Source organism: Stutzerimonas nitrititolerans, from assembly GCF_003696285.1.
GTDB lineage: Bacteria > Pseudomonadota > Gammaproteobacteria > Pseudomonadales > Pseudomonadaceae > Stutzerimonas > Stutzerimonas nitrititolerans.
Genome location: NZ_RFFL01000005.1, coordinates 218,719 through 241,122 on the forward strand (window position 1 = coordinate 218,719; position 22,404 = coordinate 241,122).

A 22,404-nucleotide genomic window follows, 5' to 3' on the forward strand; every position below is an offset into this window, starting at 1 on the left:
CGGCGGAGCCGCGAGGAACTCCGCCGCCAGCCGGGCTCAGCGCGCCTCGATGCGATACCCGAGGCGGGGAAAATGCACGTGCACCACTCCGGCGCGCTCATCCTCACGACGCAGGATCAGCTCTTCGGCCCCCGCGAACACCAATTCGCCAATCACCGGATCGGCGCCGTAATCCGCTGCGCAGATCGCCACCTGTTGTCCCGCCTCGAATCCGTTCGGGTCCGTGAAGACTTCGCCGGGCAACTGCGCAGGCTCCGAATCACGGGCCAGCGCCACGGCATCTACGGCATCGAGCGCCTTGTGCGAGCCATGGCCAACGCCGAGCACCTTGCCGAGCCAGGCTGCCACTTCCGGATAGTCATCGACCAGCGGCGCCGTCACCGGCGTGCCCTTGAGAAACCACAGGCAGTGGGCCACCGAGAAATCGGCGATACAGGGCGCCGCACCGAACAGGAATTCCCCTTCGTCACGCGACAGTTGCTGCCGCAGACGCGCCATCAGTACCGGCCAATGGCTCTTCGCCTGTTCCAGCGGAACCCGCGAGATCGAACCGTTGGCGAACAGCTGCGCGCGATCCTTGCTGAAGATCTCGACGAACTCCTTCGGCACCTGGGCGAAGCGCACCGCCATGGATTCGGGCTGGAATACCAGGCTCACCGCATGCAGGAACAGCACCGAGTCGGCCCACTGGGCGAGTGCCGCCGCGTTGAATTCTTGCCCCTCGGGAAACAGTGCCGGCGTGGCCTTCTCGGCCTCCAGGCGGCGCGCGATCAGTGCCGTGTCGCAATAGATGTCCGCGCCGACCTGCAACACCGGCGTGCGCCGATAGCCCCCGGTCAGGGCGGTCAGGTCCGGCTTGGGCATGACCGGCGGAATCGTCACCGAGCGCCAGGAGAGTTGCTTGAACCCCAGCAGCAGACGTGCCTTTTCGGCAAATGGCGAGGTGGGGTAATGGTGCAGGATCAGCTCATGCATGGCAGGCTCCGCCAGTTCTTGTTAGAAGAATCGGCAGCTTACTCGGCGCTGCGAGGTCAGCCTAGGCCCCGATTGTCGAGACATTCAGCGGATCGTGGTCGCTCACCAGGCGCTCCTTGGCCGGCTTCTTCAGCTGCTTGATCGCACGCTCGCGGCGCAGGGCGTCGCCCTTGCTCGGGCAACTTTCGACGTACACCAGCGCCACCGCCGGGCTGGAATGGAAGAAGCGAGCGCCACGCCCGCTCCGATGGGCGACGAAGCGACGCTGGGCATCGTCGCTGATGCCGCAATACAGGGCACCGTTGGCGGCGCGAACCAAGTAGACGAACCAGGGTTTGGGCGAATCGGCATTCATGCTGCTACTACTGCTGCTGGTGGATCCGAGGCGCCCATTCTCGCCGTCGGCGCCTCGTTCGCAAAGGGCTATGGCAGCTCCGCCACTGCATGCTCGGCGGCGCCTGTACGGCCTGCCTGCCGCCGTTGCGCTAGCAAAGTCGATCGTACTTGTCCAGATATGGTGGCGGTTCGCCTTTGCGTATACTGCGCCGATGTTTGCTCAAACCCTGTTCCGCAAGCGCTGCACCTCCTGGTTGCTGGCGACCGGAATCTTCCTGATGCTCAGCAGCTGTGCCGAACCGCCCAGCGAACTCGAGCGCATTCAGGAGGAAGGCGTACTGCGCGTGATCACCCGCAACAGCCCCTCGACCTATTTCCAGGATCGCAACGGCAAGACCGGCTTCGAGTACGAACTGGTCAAGCGCTTCGCGGGGCATCTCGGTGTCGAGCTGCAGATCGAGACCGCCGACAGCATCGAGGATATTTTCAGCCGCCTGAATCGTCCCGGCGGCCCGGCCCTGGCCGCCGCCGGCCTGGTGGCCAGCGAGAGCCGCAATCAGCTGGCGCGTTTCACCCGTCCCTATCTGGAAACCACCACCCAGGTCGTCTATCGCCTGGGGCAGCGCCGCCCGACGCGCATCGAAGACCTGGTCGGCAAGCGCATTCTGGTGCTCAGGGGCAGCAGCCAGGCGGAGAAGCTGCAGGCGTTGCAGGCCGAATATCCCGAACTGCGCTATGAAGAGTCCGACGCCGTGGAAGCCGTCGACCTGCTGCGCATGGTCGACGAAGGCCAGATCGACCTGACCCTGGTCGAGTCCAACGAGCTGGCGATGAACCAGGTCTACTTCACCAATGCGCGGGCCGCGTTCGATCTGGAGGACGAGAACAGCCTGTCCTGGATCCTGCCCAAGGGCGAAGACGAGAGCCTGCTCAACGCCGCCAACGAATTTCTCGACGAGGCCCGCCGCAACGGCACCCTGCAGCGGCTGCACGAGCGTTATTACGGGCACGTGGACGTGCTGGGCTACGTCGGCGCCTATTCCTTCGCCAAACATCTGCAGCAACGCCTGCCCCGCTATGAAAAAGCCTTTCGGGAAACCGCCAAGGCCCATGGCATCGACTGGCGCCTGCTGGCGGCGATCGGTTATCAGGAATCGCACTGGCTGCCCGATGCGACCTCGAAAACCGGCGTTCGCGGCCTGATGATGCTGACCCTGCGCACCGCCAAGGCCATGGGTGTTTCCAATCGGCTCGACCCGGTACAAAGCATCCAGGGCGGTGGCAAGTACTTGGTCAAGGTGCATGCCAGCCTGCCGGACAGCGTGCTCGAACCGGACCGCACCTGGTTCGCGCTGGCGGCCTATAACGTGGGCGGCGGCCACCTGGAAGACGCCCGCAAGCTGGCCGAAGCGGAAGGCCTTGACCCGAACAAGTGGCTGGACGTGAAGCAGATGCTGCCGCGCCTGGCACAGAAGCAGTGGTACAGCAAAACCCGCTACGGTTATGCCCGCGGTGGCGAGCCGGTGCATTTCGTCGCGAACATTCGCCGCTACTACGACATTCTCACCTGGGTGACCCAGCCGCAGATGGAAGGCCAGCAACTGGTGCAAAGCGACATCCATATTCCCGGCATCCAGGCCGAGGACCTCAGCGAGAACCTGCCGCCGCTATAACTTCACGCACGCCCGATGGCCGCGAAACGGGCACCGGTCTGCTCGGCCAATACCTGCGCCGCCAGCTCGACTTCCAGTCCGCGCCGACCGGCACTGACATGAATGGTCGGATACGCCTGCGCCGACTGATCGATGAAGGTGCGCAAGCGCTTCTTCTGCCCCAGCGGGCTGATCCCGCCGACCAGATAGCCGGTGGTCCGTTGCGCGACCATGGGATCGGCCATGTCCACCTTCTTCACCTGGGCGGCCTGGGCCAGCGCCTTAAGGTCGAGGCTGCCACCCACCGGAACCACCGCCACCAGCAGTTCATTCCTTTCACTGCAGGCGAGCAGCGTCTTGAACACCCGCGCCGGGTCGAGACCGAGCTTCTCCGCCGCCTCCAGACCGTAGGAAGCGGATTTGGGATCGTGCTCATAGCTGTGGATACGGTGTTCGGCCTTGGCCTTCTTCAACAGATCGATGGCGGGAGTCATGCAGGTTCAGGTGCGCTGGCTGGAGGACAAGCGGCTACTGTAGCCGAAAACCGGGGCAATCGACGCCAGACCTGCGTCGATTGCCCCGGCCTGAAGCGCTACGCCGCCCGCAGCTTGCGTGCCGCAGCCACCATGTTCACCAGCGCCGCCTCGGTTTCCGGCCAGGCGCGGGTCTTCAGGCCGCAATCGGGGTTTACCCACAACCGCTCGGCGGGGATGCGCTCGGCAGCCTTCTGCAGCAGCCGGACCATCTCGTCCGCCTCGGGTACCCGCGGCGAATGGATGTCGTAAACCCCGGGCCCGATGTCGTTGGGATAGTCGAAGGCACGGAAGGCCTCGAGCAGCTCCATCTGCGAGCGCGACGTCTCGATGGTGATGACGTCGGCATCCATCGCGGCAATCGACTCGATCACATCGTTGAACTCGCTGTAGCACATGTGCGTGTGGATCTGCGTTTCATCGCGCACGCCGCTGGCGCACAGGCGGAAGGCATCCACCGCCCAGTCGAGATAGTGCTGCCAGGCGGCGCGGCGCAGCGGCAGACCCTCGCGGAAGGCCGCCTCGTCGATCTGCACGATACGGATGCCGGCCGCTTCCAGATCGCAGACTTCGTCGCGAATGGCCAGTGCCAGCTGCCGCGCCTGCTGTTCGCGTGAAATATCCTCGCGCGGGAAGGACCACATGAGCATGGTGACCGGGCCGGTGAGCATGCCCTTCACCACCTTGTCGGTCTGCTGCTGGGCGTAACGGATCCAGTCCACCGTCATCGGCGCCGGACGACTCAGGTCGCCATGGATCACCGCCGGCTTGACGCAGCGCGAACCATAGCTCTGCACCCAGCCGAAGCGGGTGAAACTGTAGCCTTCGAGCTGCTCGGCGAAGTATTCGACCATGTCGTTGCGCTCCGCCTCGCCATGCACCAGCACGTCCAGCCCCAGTTGCTCCTGAATGGCGATCGCACGGCGTATTTCCGCCTGCATGGCCTCGGTGTAGTCGCCTGCGGCCAGCGTGCCCTGCTTGAATGCCTGGCGCGCCAGGCGGATCGCTGGCGTCTGCGGGAAGGAGCCGATCGTGGTGGTCGGGAACAGCGGGAGCTGCAAGCCCGCACGCTGCAGTTCGATCCGCTCGGCGAAGCTCGAAGCCCGCTGGCTGTGCCGTGGCTTGATCGAGGCCAACCGCGCCTGCACGACGGGGTCATGAATGCGTGGCGATTGCGCGCGGCCGAGCTGCACGGCGCGGCTTTGCTGCAACGCCAGCAGTATGTCGGGATCTTCCGGGGCCTCGATGGCACGCGCCAGGGCCGCGACCTCGGCGCACTTCTGCACGGCGAACGCCAGCCAGCTCTTCACTTCCGTATCCAGCTGATCTTCGCGCGTGAGGTCGACCGGGCTGTGCAGCAACGAGCAGGAAGGTGCGATCCACAAACGCTCCCCCAGGCGCTCGGCGGCATGCCGCGCCACCTCCAGCGCCTTCTCCAGATCGCAGCGCCAGACGTTGCGGCCATTGACCAGGCCGAGGGAAAGGATCTTGTAGGCTGGCAGACGGTCGAGAATTACCGGGTACTGCTCCGGCGCGCGCACCAAGTCGATATGCAGGCCGTCGACCGGTAGCGCAGCGGCCAGCCCGAGGTTGTCTTCCAGGCCGCCGAAATAAGTGGCGACCAGCTTCTTCAGCGGCGCGCGCTGGAGCAGGTTATAGGCGCGTTCGAAGGCATTCTTCCACTCCTGGGGCAGGTCCATCACCAGGATAGGTTCGTCGATCTGCACCCACTCGACGCCCTGTGCCGCGAGGCGTTCGAGCACTTCGCCGTAGACGGGCAGCAGCCGCTCCAGCAGTTCCAGTTTGTCGAATGCCTCGCCCTTGGCCTTGCCCAGCCAGAGGAAGGTCAGCGGCCCGATCAGCACCGGCTTGATCCGATGCCCCAGCGCCAGGGCCTCCTCGACCTCGTCGAACAGCTGTGTCCAGGCCAGCTTGAACGACTGGTCCTGGGTGAACTCGGGCACCAGGTAGTGGTAGTTGGTATCGAACCACTTGGTCATCTCCTGCGCCTGCGAACCGCTGCCACAGCAACGCTTCGACACACCACGCGCCATGGCGAACAGGGTTTCCAGGGTCGGTTCGCCTTCGGCCGGACGGAAGCGCTGTGGGATCACATCGAACATCAGCGAATGGCTCAGCACCTGGTCGTACCAGGCGAAGTCGCCGACCGGCAGCAGCTCGATACCGGCATCCGCCTGCAGTTGCCAATGGGCGGCACGCAGTTCACGCCCGACCTGGCGCAACCCGGCCTCATCCAGATCGCCCTTCCAGTACGCCTCGAGCGCCTTCTTCAGTTCACGGTCGCGGCCGATGCGAGGGAATCCCAGGGAGTGGGCAACAGGCATAACGTCTCCAATTCATGTCGAGAAAAAGTTGGAGCGATTGTCCCTTGCCGACAGTCATGAATAAATCTCACATAATTCACAACCAAAAACAAATTCACTCATAATGTGTGCGCTTTCGTATCCTCGCTGTTCTAACGGGCAGACTTTGCGCAGGCGCGGAACACACCATGAACGCCGAGGAACCGGAAAATCTCCAGGCCCTGATCGAGAACCTGCGCCAGGCCGGCGAGGCCGACCAGCCGGTGAAGATCGAAAGCATGCTCCAGGCGACCGGCGAGCGCAGTGTCGGCGCGCTGCTACTGGTACCGGGCCTGCTGGTGTTGTCGCCGCTGTCGGGAATTCCGGGGCTGCCCAGCGTGTTCGCGGTCATGGTGACGCTGATCGCCGGGCAGCTGCTGATGGGTCGACGGCACTTCTGGCTGCCGCAGTGGCTGCTGCAGCGCACCGCCTCCCGCAGCAAATACGACCGGGCGCTGGCGCTCCTGACGCGCCCCGCCGCGTTCGTCGACCGCCTGCTCCGCCCACGGCTGAAGTTCCTGACTCAGGGCCTGGCGGTACGTGGCAACGCGCTGCTGTGCATCGCGATCGCCGCGACCATGCCGCCACTGGAGATCATTCCCTTCGGCAACACCACGGCGGGCGCAGCCCTGAGCGTACTCGGCGTAGGCATGATGGCCCGCGACGGGCTGATGATCCTGCTGGCGATACTCTTCTTCCTGTCGCTGCTGTTCCTGATCAGCCGCATATGGCTATGAGGTCGCCCCATACACTCCGCTCACGGTCGTAAGCCTGACTCGACAGTTTCTCCACACTGGGACACACTGCGCTGCGCCATGAGAATCGCTCATACGCTATACGTGATCGACCGCCTTCCAGGCCGCGATCCCAAAGAATTGCAGGGAGCCCCGGCATGCTGGAAATACGCCACTTGAAAACCCTTCACGCACTGCGCGAAACCGACAGCCTGGTCGAGGCTGCCGAGCGCCTGCATCTGACCCAGTCGGCGCTGTCTCACCAGTTCAAGGAGCTGGAAGAGCGCCTGGGGTTGCAGCTGTTCGTGCGCAAGACCCGGCCGGTACGCTTCACCAGCGCCGGCCTGCGTCTTTTGCAGCTGGCAGATTCATTGCTGCCGCAACTGCGCAGCGCCGAGCGCGACCTGGCGCGCCTGGCCGGCGGCACGGCCGGCCGGTTGCACATGGCCATCGAATGCCACAGCTGCTTCCAGTGGCTGATGCCGACCATCGACCAGTTCCGCGATGCCTGGCCGGAGGTCGAGCTGGACCTCGCCTCGGGCTTCTCCTTCGCTCCGCTGCCGGCGCTGGCTCGCGGCGATCTGGACCTGGTGGTGACCTCCGATCCGGTCGAGCTGCCCGGCATCACTTACGTGCCGCTGTTCACCTATGAAGCCATGCTGGCGGTGGCCAACCAGCACACCCTGGCCAGCCGGCCTCATGTCCGGCCTGAAGACCTGGTCAACGAGACGCTGATCACCTATCCGGTTGAGCGCGACCGGCTGGATATCTTCACCCGCTTCCTCGAACCGGCCGATATCGAACCGGCGCAGGTACGCACCTCGGAACTCACGGTGATGATGATGCAGCTGGTGGCTTCGGGCCGCGGCGTGTGTTGCGTGCCCAACTGGGCGCTGCACGAGTACAGCGCGCGCGGCTACGTCACGGCCAAGCGCCTGGGTGAGAAAGGCCTGTTCGCCACGCTGTTCGCCGGCATCCGCGCCGACATGCTGGATTCGCCCTTCATGCGCGATTTCCTGCTGACCGCCAAGGACACCTCCTTCGCCACGCTGGAAGGCGTCAGCGCGGCGCAGAAAGGGCGCTAGCGGCTCTTCGCGTTCAGCGGCGCTGACGACAGCACAGATAGATCCCCAGCAAGCCTGCCGCCAACCCGCCGGCCAATAGCATCTTGCGCGGGTCATGGGCTTCGCCGCGCCAGCCACCATCGACTCGACGCTGGCCCAACGCGGGATGAAACAGGTTGCCCGACGAAGTGGGCACGCGCTTCGCGCGCCCGAGCGCCATGCCCGTCAACAGGCCATACAGATGATCGAAGCCTGGCGTGACGAAATGCGCGAAGCGCAGCAGTGTGGCCATGGCACCTACCGAAGTGGTGTGGCGTGGGTGCAGCGCCAGGCTGACCATCGCCGCGGCGACCTCGCGTGGATCGCTCAGCGGTGGCGGGGGTTGCAGCGAGCGGCCGGCGTAGTTGCCGCCATCGCGAAAGCCCGGGCTGTCGACGACCGAGGGATAGACGTCGCAGATGTGAATGCCCGGCCACTGTCCGAGCTCGCTGCGTAGCGCGTGAGAGAAGCCACGCAGGCCGAACTTGGCGGCCGAATAAGCCACTGCGTAGGGCTGCGGCACCCAGCTGCCGACCGAAAGCGTGTTGATCAGCACACCGGCGTTCTGCTGCTTGAAATAAGGCAGCACCACATGGGCACCGCGCAGATAGCCGAGCAGATCGGTCTGTACCACCTGTTCGTGGGCATCCAGCGGCGTCTCGTCGAAAGCGCCCACCGCACCGACGCCGGCGTTGTTGATCCAGACGTCGATGCGCCCTTCTCCGAATGCTGCTGCGGCGCTGGCCAGCGCCTCCATGGACTCGTTGAGGGTGACGTCGGTCGGCACGGCCAGGGCTTCGCCACCCCGTTGTCGGCATTCCTCGACGGCTTCCTGCAACGCTTCCGCGTCACGCGCCGCGAGTACCAGACGTGCGCCCTGGCGGGCGAATGCATGTGCCGCCGCACGCCCGATGCCGCTGGAGGCGCCGGTGATCACCACCAGAGCGCCGTCGAGAGAAACTGGGTTCATCCTCGTTCTCCAGGTTTGCTGTCAGTCCACAGAGGACAGTCGCAACCCGGCAAACATTCCCGCCAGCCGTCACACCATCTGCAGCGCGCGCTTGCGCCTGGGCGGTGGGAAAGCGCCATCGAGAATGCTCAGTTCCTCGTCGCTCAGGCGCAGCTCGGCCGCGGCGGCATTGGCACGCACGTGCACGGGATCGACCGCCTTCGGAATCACCAGCACGTTCGGCTGGCGCAGCGCCCAGGCCAGGGCCACCTGCCCCGGCTGCGCACCCTGGCGTCGCGCCACCTCGACGATGGCAGGATCCTGCAACAGGGAGCCGCCCTGTCCCACCGGGCAATAGGCCATGACCGGCATGTCGTGCGCCTGGCAAAAAGGCAGCAGGTCGAACTCGATGCCGCGCTCCTCGGGGTTGTAGAGCACCTGGTTGGTCGCGCAGGCAGCGATATCCCCCAGCTCCTGCAGATCATCCACGTCGCAGTTGGACACACCCCAGCGGCGGATCTTGCCGGCTTCGCGCAGCCGCTCGAAGGCTTCCACGGTTTCCGCCAGCGGATACTGGCCGCGCCAGTGGAGCAGGTACAGATCGATGCAGTCGGTGCCCAGCCGCCGCAGGCTTCGCTCGCAGGCCTGGGGAACGCCCCGGCGGCTGGCATTGTGCGGATACACCTTGCTGACCAGGAAGACTCGCTCACGACGGCCCTGTATCGCCTCGCCGACCACTTCCTCGGCGCCGCCCTCGCCATACATCTCGGCGGTGTCGATCAGGGTCATGCCCAGCTCGATGCCCAGGCGCAGCGCGGCGATCTCCCGGCTGCGCTCGGCGGGATTCTCGCCCATGTGCCAGGTACCCTGGCCGACGACGGGCACCTCACCCTCGCCCAAACGAATCCTGCGCATCAACGAAGCTCCTCTGTCGTACTTGCGGACTCTGCGGGTTCGGCCCAGGGGTCGTAGGTTCCGAAGCTCCACAGGTGTCCTTCCAGGTCGCGGCAACTGAAGCCGCGACCACCATAATCCTCGTCCTTCAGCTCGACGACGATCTCCGCGCCTGCGGCCTTCGCCTGGGTGTAAAGCGCATCGGCGCTGTTGACCACCACGTAGATGCCCTGCGTCGAGGCGCCACCGATTTCGTCCGGCTGGCGCAGTTGGCGCGAGAACGCCGTATCGGTCACCGGGCCGAGCATCAGCATGCTGTTTCCGAACGTCAGCTGCGCATGGATGATGCCTGCCTGCGGGTCTTCGAAGACCCGTTGCCGCTGAAAATCGAAGGCCCGGCACAGCCACTCCAGCGCACTGGGTACATCACGATAACGCAGACAGGGAATCAGGTTGGCAGGGGTGTGCTTGCTGTGGAGAGACATGACGGCTCCTTTGTTGGCGATGCGCTGTGGAATGACGACGCACTCTCTTCAGACCATCGACACCGCTGGCGTTCCCGCCTCGTCAGCCGCGTTCGCTCAGCCCGAGACGAATGCCGAGCCCGACCAGGATCGAACCCAGCAGTCGATCCAGCCACAGGCTCAAGCGCCGACTGCGGCGCAACGCGGCACTGGCCCGATTGGCCAGCAACACCAGCAGGCACTCCACGATGATCGCCACCACGACCACCAGCACGCCCAGAATCAGCAACTGCGTCGCCACCGCGCCGTGCTCGGGCCGCACGAACTGCGGCAGGAATGCCATGAAGAAAATCGCCGCCTTGGGATTGAGGATATCCACCAGGACGCCCTGGCGGTAAGCCTGCCAAGGCGTGGTTCGCGGCCCCGCCTCGAGCGTCCGGCGCGTGCCTTCGCCCGCCGAGCGCAACGCCTGGATGCCGAGATAAAGCAGGTAGGCCGCACCCAGGTACTTGACCACCGTGAACGCCAGCGCCGAAGTCGCGAGGATGGCAGAGATGCCCAGCGCCGCGAAGGCCACGTGCACCAGCGCACCGCTGCACACGCCACAAGCGGATGCGACACCGACCCGCCAGCCTCCTGCCAGGGTGCGCGACAGCACGTAGAGCAAATCCGGCCCGGGCGACAGATTGAGCGCGAGCGCAGCCGAAAAGAACACCAGCCAGAACGTGGAATCGGACATGAGCACCTCGGGGCGGAAACGCCGTCAATCATGGCCTTTGCAAGAGGGGAAAGTGTAGACCGCGATCGTCGATTTCCGCTGCATCGAGGCTCCTTCTCTCCAGCGTCCAGGCCTCGCTTTAGCCTGTTTCGCGAAAATCTGTTAGGATTCGCCACCTTCGTAGCAAATGCATGCAAATCGCTGCGAATGGATCTCCCGGCATACGTCCGGTTCGTGGCTGCAGGGCCACAGCAATCGCGCCCTTGTGCGCTCAGCCTGTTGGTCTTTGGGCCGCCCCTTTTGCGGCCCCTCTCCCTGTCAGCCTTCTTGCTCGCAACCCCTCGAGACTGAGCTCGATCACTTCGCCCTGCGCGAAAAACGGGTTGCCATGACACCTGCCGATACCGGCCTTGCGTCGTGCCAGCGACGCCTGCGGTGAAAATGATAAGGAGAACGCCTTGTTTCAACTTTCCACTACCACGGTCGTGCTTTTGTTGTTCGGTTTCTACGGGCTGACCTTCCTCATGGCGCTACGCATTGGCGCCAAGAAAGAAAACGTCGATGGCTACATGGTCGCCAATGGCGCCATCGGCTTCGGCATGTCCGCGGCGAGCATGACCGCCACCTGGATATGGGCGGCATCCTTCTATGCCGCGGCCAGCTCGGGCTACAAGTACGGGCTATCCGGCGCGCTGCACTACGGTTTCTGGGGCGCGCTGATGATTCTGTTCATCTACCCATTCGGCAAACGCTTCCGCGAACTCGCACCCCAGGCGCATACCCTCGCCGAAATCATGCACGCCCGGCATGGCCGTTCCAGCCAGATGATCCTGGCCGGCTCCAACATCGTCGGCAGCATCATCAGCCTGATGGTCAACTTCACGGCCGCCGGCGCCCTGGTCGCCGTGCTGTCACCACTGAGCTTCATCCATGGGGTACTGATCGCCGGTTTCGGTGTGCTGTCCTACACACTCTGGTCCGGCTTCCGTTCATCGGTAATGACCGACTTCGGCCAGCTGATGGCCATGATCCTCGCGGCGGTCATCATCATTCCGATGATCTTCTTCACCCTGGGCGGGCCTCAGCTGTTCACCGAAGGCATGCCCCGACTGAATCTGGAACAAGCATCCTTCTTCTCCAAGACGGCGTTCCTCGAACAGGGCGCGCCGTTCTTCGTGGCCGTGCTGGCCTATGCCATCGGCAACCAGACCATCGCCCAGCGCCTGTTCGCCGTACGCGAAGACCTGATCAAGCCGACCTTCATCACCGCCACCGTCGGCTACGGCGCCATCGTGATCGGCCTCGGGATGCTGGGTTTCCTGGCGCTGCTGGCGGGCGTGCAACCCATGGATGGCGACCTCAACAACCTGATCCCGCAGATGGCCGCCACCTACCTGCCGCCCTTCGCGGTCGGCCTGCTGTTCATCATGGTGATAGGTTCGCTGTCCTCGACCGCCGACTCTGACCTCGCCGCTCTGTCCGCCCTCGTGATGACCGACATCTACGGCAAGAACCTGGCCCGCGGCCGGCCGAACCCCACCACCATGCTCTGGGTCGGACGCCTAACGATGATCACCGCGACGCTGATCGGAGTGATCTTCGCCAGCATGAAGCTGGACATTCTCTCCATGCTGATCTTCGTCGGTGCGCTCTGGGGCGCCATCGTGTTTCCGGTGATCGCCAGCCTGTTCTGGAACCGTGTCACCAATACCGCGTTCACCAGCGCCGTAGCCGTCGCTTTCCTGATGTTCGTGGTCACGCGCTTCGAGCTCGTTTCACTGCACGGCGCCATGGCGCTGTTCTTCGAGCTGCTCGCCACTCTCGGCGGCGGCGTGGTGATCGGTCTGATGGCCTTCGGCTTCTTCGGCCGTACCGCGGGCCTGGCGCTTGGCATTGTCGCCACACTGGTGCTGGCACCTTTCGCCATCGGTCACCTGCGCGACTACGCCGTGCTGCTCAGCTCGCTGACAGCCTATGGCGCCAGCGCCGTGGTCTGCACCGGCGTCAGCCTGCTTTCCAACGAGCGCTTCGATTTCGAGCGCATCGGCGAACGCGTGGTTGCCTTCCAGCACAGCGACAACAACGAATCCAACCCTGAAGAAAAGGAGATCAACGCATGTCCAGTTTCGCTCTGACTGCCTACGTCCTGATATGGCCTGTATTGGCCACCATGGTCCTGACGGTACTCTGCATCGGCCTGGTCCGCGACATCCGCACAGCCAGGCGCACCGGGAACGATATGATCTGATCGGTTGCTCCATGAACACGAAAGCCCGCAATGATGCGGGCTTTCGTGTTCATGGATGTCGAGTAATCTCGATAAGCATCGCAGGCCCAGCGACATCTGCGCCGTAGCGTGGGTTGAGCGTCGTGCAGGTCACTGAATACTCCGCCTTGCCGATGGGATAACATTCGCGCCCGGCGGCAACTGCGCTGGGTTACCACGGAATATGCCGACCTTAGAACCTGCCCTCACTGCACCACGGAAGATCACACATGCATAAAACCCTCGCCACCACAGCCGTCGCAGCCGGGCTGCTGTTCGCCGGTCAGAGCGCCCATGCCGACAGCCCCATGCTCTGGCAGGACAACAGCCTGACCTATCTCTACGGCAAGAACTTCTCGGTCGACTCCGGCGAGGACGGTCGCGAGGCCGCCATCCAGCAGACCATCACCTTCGAGCACGCCAGCGGCTGGACCTGGGGCGACATCTTCCTGTTCGTCGACCACAAGTGGTTCAACGGCCATTCGGGCAAGGACGGACGGACCTACTACGGCGAATTCAGCCCGCGCCTGTCGCTGGGCAAGATCAGCGGGAAAGACCTGTCCTTCGGCCCGATCAAGGACGTGCTGATCTCGACCACCTACGAGCGCGGCGAAAGCCAGGCCGATGGCACCCCGAACCAGGTCTACCTGCTCGGCCCGGCCGTGGACTTGGAACTGCCGGGTTTCGATCGCTTCTCGCTCAACACCTATTACCGCAAGCCTGACGGCACCACCGGCAACCCCGGCGGCCAGTGGCAGATCACACCGGCCTGGGCCATGACCATTCCGGTGGGCAAGTCCGACATCCTCGTCGACGGCTACATCGACTGGGTCGTCAACGACAAGAAAAGCGGCGGCCGCGAGCTGAAGAAGAACTTCCACTTCAACCCGCAGGTGAAGTACGACCTAGGCAAGGCCCTGGATTACACGCCGGCCAAGCTCTATGTCGGTATCGAGTACGACTACTGGAGCAACAAGTACGGCATCGAGGACACCAGCGCCTTCAACACCGATAACAACGTGGTGAATTTCATCGTCAAGGCGCATTACTGATCGCCAGCGCTGCCCGGTTCGCCGGGCAGCCATCAGCCGCTAGCCCAGCGAAAACACCATCGCCTTGAGGCTGCTGTCCGGATGGATGTCGGGAAACTCCGGCGGATTCTCCAGCCGCATGCTGAATACCAGCATCGGCGCCTCGGATGCCATGCCCTCGATCAGAAACTCGGGTCCGACGTCCGGATCATTGACACAGGCCAGCACCCTGCCGCCGTCGGCAAGCAGCTCCGGCAATCGGCGCAGAATCTTCTGGTAATCCCGGCTCAGCGCGAAACTGCCCTTCTGGAAGGATGGCGGGTCGATGATGATCAGGTCGTAGGGGCCTGATTTGCGCACCTTGCCCCATGACTTGAACAGCTCATGGCCGAGAAACTCGACTCGACTCAGGTCATGCTCGTTCAGGCGGTGGTTGTCTCGCCCCCTACTCAAGGCCGCCCGGGCCATATCCAGATTCACCACCCGCTCGGCACCGCCCGCAATGGCCGCCACCGAGAAGCCGCAGGTATAGGCGAACAGATTGAGCACGCGCTTGCCCCGCGTCTGTTCCTGCACCCAGCGACGGCCGTAGCGCATGTCCAGAAACAGGCCATTGTTCTGCTTGCGGCCCAGATCCAGCTTGTAGCGCAGGCCGTTCTCGCTGATCAGCCACTCCTCGGATACCTCGCCTAGCAGCGCCTCGGTGTCGCTGTTCGGCAGATAGCGATGCTGGAGCAGCAGACTCGCACCGGACGGCCATTGTGCTGAATACCCAAGAGCCGTGAGCATCTCCGTCAGCGCCTGCCGTTCGGCTGGCCCCGGGTCGCGAAACAGCGACACCAGCAGCACGCCCTGCAACCAGTCGACGGTCACATGCTCCAACCCTGCCCAGCATCGACCTCGGCCATGGAACAGGCGGCGAGTTTCCTCGGGCAGGGCATTCAAGGCAGTGATCAGGTGCTGGCGCAGGGTCTCGATGGCGTCCGGGTTCATCAGGCTTCATCACAAATGCGGGCGCGCATTTTACTCATAAAGACCTGTCTGCACTCGCCCGTCGCATTCGAACTTCCCGCTGTGGTCATCGTCGAAAAACGCGTTCCTGCGTTGCTGCACACCCTCTTTCGAGACAAGGAATCCGTTGTGACAGATTGCCGAAAAGCCGACCGAACAGGACCAGGGGCTATTCACGTTACCCTAGCCATGCTGGCTGCGAGCCTGTTGCTGCCCGTCCTCGCACATGCCGCTTCGGATCAGCACCCGCAAGCCGAACTCGCCGCGCGCGATGCAGAAAACAAGCGACTGACGGCAGAGATCATCAACCGCCCTAACCCGCTGTCGCAGCAGCCTGTCTCCCGCTACAACCATTTCATCACCTACGGTCAGTCCCTGGCCTCGGCCGCCGAAGGCTGGCCCGCACTGTCGACGACCCCGGGCTACGACAACCTGATGCTTGGCGATGCCGTGCGCTCGGCCAGCTACAGCGGCCCCAGCTTCCGCGCGGTTGGCGACGTGGCATTTCGCCCGCTCAAGGCGGTGGTCCAGCGCAAGGCCGACGCCAAGATCATCCTCGACGAGGCGCAGGTTGCCGAACTCGAGAAGCAGGCGCAGGAAGAAGGCGAATCCGTCGAGGTCGGCGCGCTGAACATGGCCCGACGCCTCTATCTGGAAAAGCATGGGGTCGATTCGGACCCCGAGCACCTGTTCCTTGCCAGCAATGCTTCCACCTCCGGGCGCTCGATCGCGCAGTTGTCGAAGACCGGCGGGACCGATGAGTACCGGCGCGTACTGCAGGCGGTCGACCAGGCCAAGGCACTGGCGGATGCGGAAGACGCCAGCTACAGCATCGCCGCCCTCTTCTGGCTCCAGGGCGAGTTCGACTATTCCCACACCAACGGCGGTATCAACGACAAAAGGCGCTACAAGGCCTTGCTGCGCCAGTTACGCGACGACCTTTACGCCGACATCGCAACAGGCATCGCCGGCCAGAAGCAGATGCCGGCTTTTCTCAGCTACCAGACCGACGCCAAATCTTCGGTCAAGGACGGCACGCTCGCGGTCGGCATGGCGCAATGGGAATTGGCCCGGGAAGAGCCGAACTGGTTCCTGGTCGGCCCGGTGTACCCCTACGTGGACAAGGGTACGCACCTATCGGCGAACGGCTATCGCTGGTTCGGGCAGATGCTCGGCAAGGTCTATCACCAGGTAGCGGTGGAGCGTCGCCATTGGCAGCCACTGGCGCCACGCCGGGCAACGGTCGAGGGCAAGGAGGTGCTGATCGACTATCACGTGCCGCATCCGCCGCTGGCCTTCGATCGCCCTTACCTGGGGCATGTGGCACGGCCGGTGAAGCAAAAGGGCTTCGTGTTGCTCGATGAAAAAGGCGAGGTGCCGCTGAGCGACGTGGAGATCGTCGCGGATACCATCGTCCGCCTGCGGGCGGCACGCGAGCCGGTCGGCCAGCTACGCATTCGCTACGCCAGCCACCAGTCAGGTGGTGCCGGGCAGCTGCGCGACAGCGATCCGACGCTGGCCGATGCCCACTACGAATACCTGCCCGACAAGGGCATGCAGGCGCTGGAGAATGTCCCCGAACTGGTCGGCAAGCCTTATCCGCTGCACAACTGGAGCATCGCCTTCGATATTCCGGCCGAGGTGCGGAGCCGCTGATCACGCCCATAGCGATGGAGGACGTAGCCGGGTCCGATCCGCTGATCCGATGCAGCAGTCAATCGAAGAAATAGAAAGTGAACTGGCGAACGTCGCTCTGAAGAGGCTCCGCCAACCGAACAGCTGCCTTCTTGCTTCGAAGAACCTAGTCCCGCCCGCCCAGAAGCCGTCCGATCATGTCCAGCGGATATCCGCGATAACTGAGGAAACGACCCTGCTTGGCCCGCTCCCGTGGCTCGCTGGGCAGCGAGCCGGAAAACTTGCGCTGCCAGACGGCACGCAGCTGTTCGCTCCAGTCGAAACCACTGTCTCGCAAGGCCTGCTCGACGTCGCTACGGGACAGGCCCCGCTGAGTCAGTTCCTCCCGAATGCGTAGCGGGCCATAACCGGCATTGGCACGCATCCTGACGAAACTTTCCAGATAACGGGCCTCACTGAGCAGCCCTTCCTCAGCGAGTCGATCCAGCGCCGGCTCGATCAATTCGGCCGGCGCACCGCGCTGGCGCAGTTTGCGGGACAACTCGATACGCCCATGCTCGCGCCGGGCCAGCAAGTCCATTGCAGCCCGGCGTACGGCAGTGGGGTTATCCAGCACGGCGACCATGGGATCAGATGTCGGCGTCCGCCAGATCTTCGGCTACCGGGGTGGCCTTGGTATTGGCCGAAGTCACCAGCAGCTTGGCGCGAATCTGCTGTTCGATCTCCTGGCCGATCTCGGGGTTCTCTTCCAGATACTTGGCCGCATTGGCCTTGCCCTGGCCGATCTTGCTGCCCTTGTAGGCGTACCAGGCACCGGATTTCTCCACCAGGCCCTGCTGCACGCCGAGATCGATGATCTCGCCGTTGCGGTAGATGCCCTTGCCGTAGAGGATCTGGAACTCGGCCTGGCGGAACGGCGGGGCCACCTTGTTCTTGACGACCTTGACGCGGGTTTCGCTGCCCACCACTTCGTCGCCTTCCTTCACCGCGCCGGTACGGCGGATGTCCAGACGGACCGAAGCGTAGAACTTAAGCGCGTTACCGCCGGTGGTGGTTTCCGGGCTGCCGAACATCACGCCGATCTTCATGCGGATCTGGTTGATGAAGATCACCAGGCAGTTGGCGTTCTTGATGTTGCCGGTGATCTTGCGTAGCGCCTGAGACATCAGGCGGGCCTGCAGACCGACGTGGGCATCGCCCATCTCACCTTCGATTTCCGCCTTGGGCACCAGCGCTGCCACGGAGTCGACGATGATCACGTCCACTGCATTGGAGCGCACCAGCATGTCGGTGATTTCCAGCGCCTGCTCGCCCGTGTCGGGCTGCGACACCAGCAGGTCGTCGACGTTGACGCCCAGCTTGCCGGCGTAATCGGGGTCCAGCGCATGCTCGGCATCGACGAAGGCGCAGGTGGAGCCCATTCTCTGGGCGGCGGCGATGACCGAGAGGGTCAGGGTGGTTTTACCCGAAGATTCCGGGCCGTAGATTTCGACGATCCGGCCTTTCGGCAGACCGCCTATGCCGAGGGCGATATCCAGCCCCAGGGAGCCGGTGGAAATAGAAGGGATCGCCTGGCGATCATGATCGCCCATGCGCATGACCGCGCCTTTGCCGAACTGCTTTTCGATCTGGCCCAGGGCAGCGGCCAAGGCACGCTTCTTGTTCTCGTCCATTACAATCCTCACTTGATCAAGAGGGCCAGAGGCCGCAACAACTGTATAAGTAGACAGTATTAGAGCATAGGCAAATTTGATCGCCTAGCCCTGAAGGGGATTTTCTCCATTGACCAGGCTGATCAAACCGACGAGCGCCGCCTCTACGCTCTGCTCACGCACCGCCTGACGGTCGCCGGTGAACTGGAAGCGCCGAGCGAACATCCGATCGGACGCCGACCAGGCCAGCCACACGGTGCCGACCGGCTTCTCCGGCGAGCCGCCGCCCGGCCCGGCCACGCCGCTGACCGCGACGGCAAAGCGCGCGCCGCTGCCTCGTTGCGCGCCACGTGCCATGGCCTCGACCACTTCCCGACTCACCGCACCGACCTGCTCGAACAACGGCGCCGGCACGCCCAGCTGGCGTGTCTTCTGCTCATTGGAATAGGTGACGAAGCCCGCCTCGAACCAGGCCGAGCTACCGGCGATGCGCGTGATGGCTTCGGCGATACCGCCACCGGTACAGGATTCGGCGGTGGTGACGTGCGCACCAGCAAGCTGCAGCGCACGGCCCAGGTCGGCAGCCAGTGCTTCGATCGGGTTCATCGCAACTCCTCGACGGCATTGAAAGAGGCACAGCCTACCCCAGTCGGACAAGACGCACAGCCGTGCGAACAACTACGAGGTTTAGAGAAAAAACGAGCCCCGCCGAAGCGGGGCCGTTCACCGATTCGGAAGCCCCGTCATACCCGCGGGATGTCCGGGTCGTCTTCGAACATATCGACGTCCTCGTCGGTCAGCTCGCCATTATCCGGCTCCGACATGGGAGCATCGTCGATGCTGGCGCCGTCCGGATCGCCGGGCAAAGGCTCCTGGGATTTCGGATCGTTCGGGTCGCGTTCGTCTTGCATGGTTCACCTCCGACGAGGCCGCCAGTGGCCTCCTGGCATTCGAACGACGCAGGGGGAAAAGGTGGCGCCCGTCAGTCCGATTCATGGTCGCCACTTTTGCCCCAAGGAGACGGCTTCGGCTGCTGGCTGGCGATAGCCCGTGTTAACCTTCGCCCACCATCAGGCAGCCGGCAGCCCCACCGGCTGCCCAGGGCGGATGATCGACCGGAGGCTGATGCACATTGCCTTCCATGCCCCGTACGGTCTCGATCCAGCCCGGCCTGCCCCACCGTCTCAGCCCAGAAAACCGATGACCAAAGACGTTCAAGACCTGTCCAAACACACCCCGATGATGCAGCAATACTGGAAGCTCAAGCGCGAGCATCCGGATCAGCTGATGTTCTACCGCATGGGCGACTTCTACGAGTTGTTCTACGAGGACGCCAAGAAGGCTGCCAAGCTGCTGGACATCACCCTCACCGCGCGCGGCCAGTCGGGTGGCAATGCTATTCCCATGGCCGGGATTCCCTTTCATTCCGCCGAAGGCTATCTAAGCCGCCTGGTGAAGCTCGGCGAATCGGTGGTGATCTGCGAGCAGATCGGCGATCCGGCTACCAGCAAGGGCCCGGTGGAGCGTCAGGTGGTGCGCATCATCACCCCCGGCACGGTGAGCGACGAAGCACTGCTCGACGAGCATCGCGACAATCTGCTCGCCGCCGTGGTCGGCGATGAAAGACTCTTCGGACTCTCGGTGCTGGACATCACCAGTGGCCGCTTCAGCGTGCAGGAATTCGGCGGTTGGGAAACCCTGCTGGCCGAAGTCGAGCGCCTGAACCCCGCCGAACTGATGATCCCCGATGATTGGCCCGCCGGCCTGCCGTTGGAAAAACGCCGTGGCGTTCGTCGGCGCGCGCCCTGGGATTTCGACCGCGACAGCGCCTTCAAGGGCCTCTGCCAGCAGTTTGCGACCCAGGATCTGAAAGGCTTCGGTTGCGAGAAACTGACCTTGGCCATCGGCGCCGCCGGCTGCCTGCTGACCTACGCCAAGGAAACCCAGCGCACCGCCCTGCACCATCTGCGCAGCCTGCGCCATGAACGCCTCGACGACAGCGTGGTGCTGGACGGCGCCACCCGGCGCAATCTGGAGCTGGACATCAACCTCGGTGGCGGTCGCGACAACACCCTGCAATCGGTGGTCGACCGTTGCCAGACCGCCATGGGTTCGCGCCTGCTGAGCCGCTGGCTGAACCGTCCGCTACGCGACCGCCAGGTGCTGGAAGCGCGCCAGGACTCGATCACCTGCCTGCTGGAACACTACCGCTTCGAGCAGATCCAGCCACAGCTCAAGGACATCGGCGACCTGGAACGCATCCTCGCCCGCATCGGCCTGCGCAACGCCCGTCCGCGTGACCTGGCGCGTCTGCGTGACGCCCTGGCCGCCCTGCCGCAGCTACAGGCTGGCATGCAGGAGTTGGTCGCGCCGCACCTGATTGAGCTGGCCGCGAGCATCCGCACCTACCCCGAACTGGCCGACCTGCTGGCCAAGGCGATCATCGATAATCCGCCGGCGGTGATCCGTGACGGCGGCGTGCTCAAGACCGGCTACGACGCCGAGCTGGACGAGCTGCAGTCGCTCTCCGAAAACGCCGGCCAGTACCTGATGGACCTGGAGACGCGCGAGAAGGCACGCACGGGCCTGGCCAACCTCAAGGTCGGCTACAACCGTGTGCATGGCTACTTCATCGAACTGCCGAGCAAGCAGGCCGAATCCGCACCGGCCGACTACATCCGCCGGCAGACGCTCAAGGGCGCCGAGCGTTTCATCACGCCGGAGCTCAAGGAATTCGAGGACAAGGCGCTGTCGGCCAAGAGCCGCGCCCTGGCCCGTGAAAAGCAGCTCTACGAAGAATTGCTGGAATTGCTGATCGGCCATCTGGCGCCGCTGCAGGAATCCGCCGCCGCGCTGGCCGAGCTGGACGTGCTGAGCAACCTTGCCGAACGTGCGCTGACCCTCGACCTGAACCGCCCGCGCTTCGTCGAGCAGCCTTGCCTGCGCATCGAGCAGGGCCGCCATCCGGTGGTCGAGCAGGTGCTGACCACGCCCTTCGTCGCCAACGACCTGAGCCTCGACGACGAGACCCGCATGCTGGTAATCACAGGGCCGAACATGGGCGGTAAATCCACCTATATGCGCCAGACCGCCTTGATCGTGCTGCTGGCGCAGATCGGCAGCTTCGTCCCGGCGGCGGCCTGTGAGCTGTCGCTCGTGGACCGCATCTTCACCCGCATCGGCTCCAGCGATGACCTGGCCGGTGGGCGCTCCACCTTCATGGTGGAGATGAGCGAAACTGCCAATATCCTGCACAACGCCAGCGACCGCAGCCTGGTGCTGATGGACGAAGTGGGGCGTGGCACCAGCACCTTCGACGGCCTGTCGCTGGCCTGGGCCGCCGCCGAGCACCTGGCCAAGCTGCGCGCCTTCACCCTGTTCGCCACGCACTACTTCGAACTGACCGTACTGCCGGAAAGCGAGCCGGTGGTGGCCAACGTGCACCTGTCGGCCACAGAGCACAACGAGCGCATCGTCTTCCTGCACCATGTGCTGCCCGGCCCGGCCAGCCAGAGCTACGGCCTGGCGGTGGCACAACTGGCCGGCGTGCCGGGCGAGGTGATCCAGCGTGCCCGCGACCATCTGTCGCGCCTGGAAACCACCAGCCTGCCCCATGAAATGCCGAAAATAGCCCCCGGCCAACCCGCACCGCCCTTGCAGAACGACCTGTTTGCCAGCCTGCCGCACCCGGTCATCGAGGCGCTGGGCAAGGTCCAACCCGATGACTTGACGCCGCGTCAGGCTCTGGAACTGCTATACAGCCTGAAAACGCAGGTCTGATCGCTAGGGTCTGTTGCCGTTTCAGCGCAATCCGCGTTGCTGCGACAAAAGGCGCCAGGCAAGGCGCGGGACGCAGGCAATGGTGGTTCCCTTGCCAAGTCCCGCAACGCCGCATGGCGACATTTGCCGCGCAACCCTTCGGGCCGGGCCTGTTTTTGCGCGATGCGGCGTTCCTCGTCGCTTATTTGGAACGACCAAACTTCGCTCCTCGTGCCTTGCCTCGCGCAAAAACAGGCTCCGGCGCGGACGCGATGAAACGGCAACAGACCCTAATAAAAGCTGCTAGAATCGCGCGCATTTTTGGACAT

The 22,404-nt window shown here is 64.0% G+C and carries 21 protein-coding genes; 8 read left to right on the forward strand and 13 right to left on the reverse strand.

The genetic code is table 11. The features are described from left to right. Positions 1-36 precede the first annotated feature (36 nt). Both EA795_RS08415 and EA795_RS08420 read right to left on the reverse strand, forming a co-directional pair. On the reverse strand, positions 37-975 hold the full coding sequence (locus EA795_RS08415; RefSeq protein ID WP_122076577.1) for a glutathione S-transferase family protein: 939 nt from the start codon (positions 973-975) through the stop codon (positions 37-39). Positions 976-1,036: 61 nt separating this feature from the next. Beyond that, positions 1,037-1,330, reverse strand: coding sequence for a GIY-YIG nuclease family protein (locus tag EA795_RS08420; protein WP_014852009.1), 294 nt, complete (start codon positions 1,328-1,330; stop codon positions 1,037-1,039). A 193-nt stretch (positions 1,331-1,523) separates the two neighbouring features. Between EA795_RS08420 and mltF the strand changes: the two genes are divergently transcribed. Continuing rightward, positions 1,524-2,984, forward strand: coding sequence for a membrane-bound lytic murein transglycosylase MltF (mltF, locus tag EA795_RS08425; RefSeq protein ID WP_058073574.1), 1,461 nt, complete (start codon positions 1,524-1,526; stop codon positions 2,982-2,984). Positions 2,985-2,986: 2 nt separating this feature from the next. Here the strand turns inward: mltF and ybaK are convergent, their stop codons facing one another. Then, positions 2,987-3,457 carry a Cys-tRNA(Pro) deacylase gene (gene ybaK / locus EA795_RS08430; protein ID WP_058076485.1) on the reverse strand — a complete coding sequence of 157 codons (471 nt, stop codon included), beginning with the start codon at positions 3,455-3,457 and terminating at the stop codon, positions 2,987-2,989. Positions 3,458-3,555: 98 nt separating this feature from the next. Beyond that, on the reverse strand, positions 3,556-5,841 hold the full coding sequence (gene metE, locus EA795_RS08435; protein ID WP_122076580.1) for a 5-methyltetrahydropteroyltriglutamate--homocysteine S-methyltransferase: 2,286 nt from the start codon (positions 5,839-5,841) through the stop codon (positions 3,556-3,558). 167 nt (positions 5,842-6,008) lie between these two features. Here metE and EA795_RS08440 point away from each other — a divergent pair, with 167 nt between their 5' ends. Then, positions 6,009-6,596 carry an exopolysaccharide biosynthesis protein gene (locus EA795_RS08440; protein ID WP_122076583.1) on the forward strand — a complete coding sequence of 196 codons (588 nt, stop codon included), beginning with the start codon at positions 6,009-6,011 and terminating at the stop codon, positions 6,594-6,596. A gap of 155 nt (positions 6,597-6,751) precedes the next feature. After that, complete coding sequence (metR, locus tag EA795_RS08445; protein ID WP_122076587.1) at positions 6,752-7,678, forward strand: transcriptional regulator MetR; 927 nt, start codon at positions 6,752-6,754, stop codon at positions 7,676-7,678. 13 nt (positions 7,679-7,691) lie between these two features. Here metR and EA795_RS08450 read toward each other — a convergent pair whose 3' ends face one another. The 4 genes from EA795_RS08450 to EA795_RS08465 all read right to left on the reverse strand — a co-directional run bounded on the left by EA795_RS08450 (position 7,692) and on the right by EA795_RS08465 (position 10,742). Then, positions 7,692-8,666 (reverse strand): SDR family oxidoreductase, encoded by a 975-nt coding sequence (locus EA795_RS08450; RefSeq protein WP_115027564.1) that lies wholly within the window; start codon positions 8,664-8,666, stop codon positions 7,692-7,694. A 69-nt stretch (positions 8,667-8,735) separates the two neighbouring features. Beyond that, the gene (locus EA795_RS08455; protein WP_115027563.1) at positions 8,736-9,560 is read right to left on the reverse strand and encodes an aldo/keto reductase; all 825 of its coding nucleotides are present in this window, start codon (positions 9,558-9,560) and stop codon (positions 8,736-8,738) included. Next, entirely contained in the window at positions 9,560-10,024 is a 465-nt protein-coding gene (locus EA795_RS08460; protein ID WP_058073581.1) for a VOC family protein, read from the reverse strand. Before EA795_RS08460 ends, EA795_RS08455 begins: the two co-directional genes overlap by 1 nt. 82 nt (positions 10,025-10,106) lie before the next feature. Further along, a complete protein-coding gene (locus tag EA795_RS08465; protein WP_058073582.1) occupies positions 10,107-10,742 on the reverse strand; it encodes a LysE family translocator in 636 nt (211 codons plus the stop codon). A gap of 437 nt (positions 10,743-11,179) precedes the next feature. Here EA795_RS08465 and EA795_RS08470 point away from each other — a divergent pair, with 437 nt between their 5' ends. The 3 genes from EA795_RS08470 to EA795_RS08475 all read left to right on the forward strand — a co-directional run bounded on the left by EA795_RS08470 (position 11,180) and on the right by EA795_RS08475 (position 14,039). Next, entirely contained in the window at positions 11,180-12,856 is a 1,677-nt protein-coding gene (locus tag EA795_RS08470; RefSeq protein WP_115027562.1) for a sodium:solute symporter family protein, read from the forward strand. Beyond that, positions 12,838-12,969 carry a putative transporter small subunit gene (locus EA795_RS21395; RefSeq protein ID WP_214331627.1) on the forward strand — a complete coding sequence of 44 codons (132 nt, stop codon included), beginning with the start codon at positions 12,838-12,840 and terminating at the stop codon, positions 12,967-12,969. Before EA795_RS08470 ends, EA795_RS21395 begins: the two co-directional genes overlap by 19 nt. Before the next feature lie 248 nt (positions 12,970-13,217). Then, the gene (locus EA795_RS08475) at positions 13,218-14,039 is read left to right on the forward strand and encodes an outer membrane protein OmpK (RefSeq protein WP_122076590.1); all 822 of its coding nucleotides are present in this window, start codon (positions 13,218-13,220) and stop codon (positions 14,037-14,039) included. Between the two features lie 39 nt (positions 14,040-14,078). Here EA795_RS08475 and EA795_RS08480 read toward each other — a convergent pair whose 3' ends face one another. Then, positions 14,079-15,011: a class I SAM-dependent methyltransferase gene (locus EA795_RS08480; RefSeq protein ID WP_122076593.1), complete on the reverse strand. Its 933-nt coding sequence runs from the start codon at positions 15,009-15,011 to the stop codon at positions 14,079-14,081. 207 nt (positions 15,012-15,218) lie between these two features. Here EA795_RS08480 and EA795_RS08485 point away from each other — a divergent pair, with 207 nt between their 5' ends. Continuing rightward, the gene (locus tag EA795_RS08485; RefSeq protein WP_122076596.1) at positions 15,219-16,685 is read left to right on the forward strand and encodes a sialate O-acetylesterase; all 1,467 of its coding nucleotides are present in this window, start codon (positions 15,219-15,221) and stop codon (positions 16,683-16,685) included. Positions 16,686-16,830: 145 nt separating this feature from the next. Here EA795_RS08485 and recX read toward each other — a convergent pair whose 3' ends face one another. The 4 genes from recX to EA795_RS21010 form a co-directional block, all read right to left on the reverse strand. Further along, on the reverse strand, positions 16,831-17,289 hold the full coding sequence (gene recX, locus EA795_RS08490; RefSeq protein WP_122076599.1) for a recombination regulator RecX: 459 nt from the start codon (positions 17,287-17,289) through the stop codon (positions 16,831-16,833). A 4-nt stretch (positions 17,290-17,293) separates the two neighbouring features. Continuing rightward, on the reverse strand, positions 17,294-18,337 hold the full coding sequence (gene recA, locus EA795_RS08495; protein WP_014851993.1) for a recombinase RecA: 1,044 nt from the start codon (positions 18,335-18,337) through the stop codon (positions 17,294-17,296). Between the two features lie 84 nt (positions 18,338-18,421). Then, complete coding sequence (locus tag EA795_RS08500; protein ID WP_122076602.1) at positions 18,422-18,922, reverse strand: CinA family protein; 501 nt, start codon at positions 18,920-18,922, stop codon at positions 18,422-18,424. A 137-nt stretch (positions 18,923-19,059) separates the two neighbouring features. Next, positions 19,060-19,227: a hypothetical protein gene (locus EA795_RS21010; RefSeq protein WP_158601297.1), complete on the reverse strand. Its 168-nt coding sequence runs from the start codon at positions 19,225-19,227 to the stop codon at positions 19,060-19,062. A gap of 289 nt (positions 19,228-19,516) precedes the next feature. Between EA795_RS21010 and mutS the strand changes: the two genes are divergently transcribed. Continuing rightward, positions 19,517-22,096, forward strand: coding sequence for a DNA mismatch repair protein MutS (gene mutS / locus EA795_RS08505; RefSeq protein ID WP_014851991.1), 2,580 nt, complete (start codon positions 19,517-19,519; stop codon positions 22,094-22,096). The last annotated feature ends 308 nt before the right edge of the window (positions 22,097-22,404 follow it).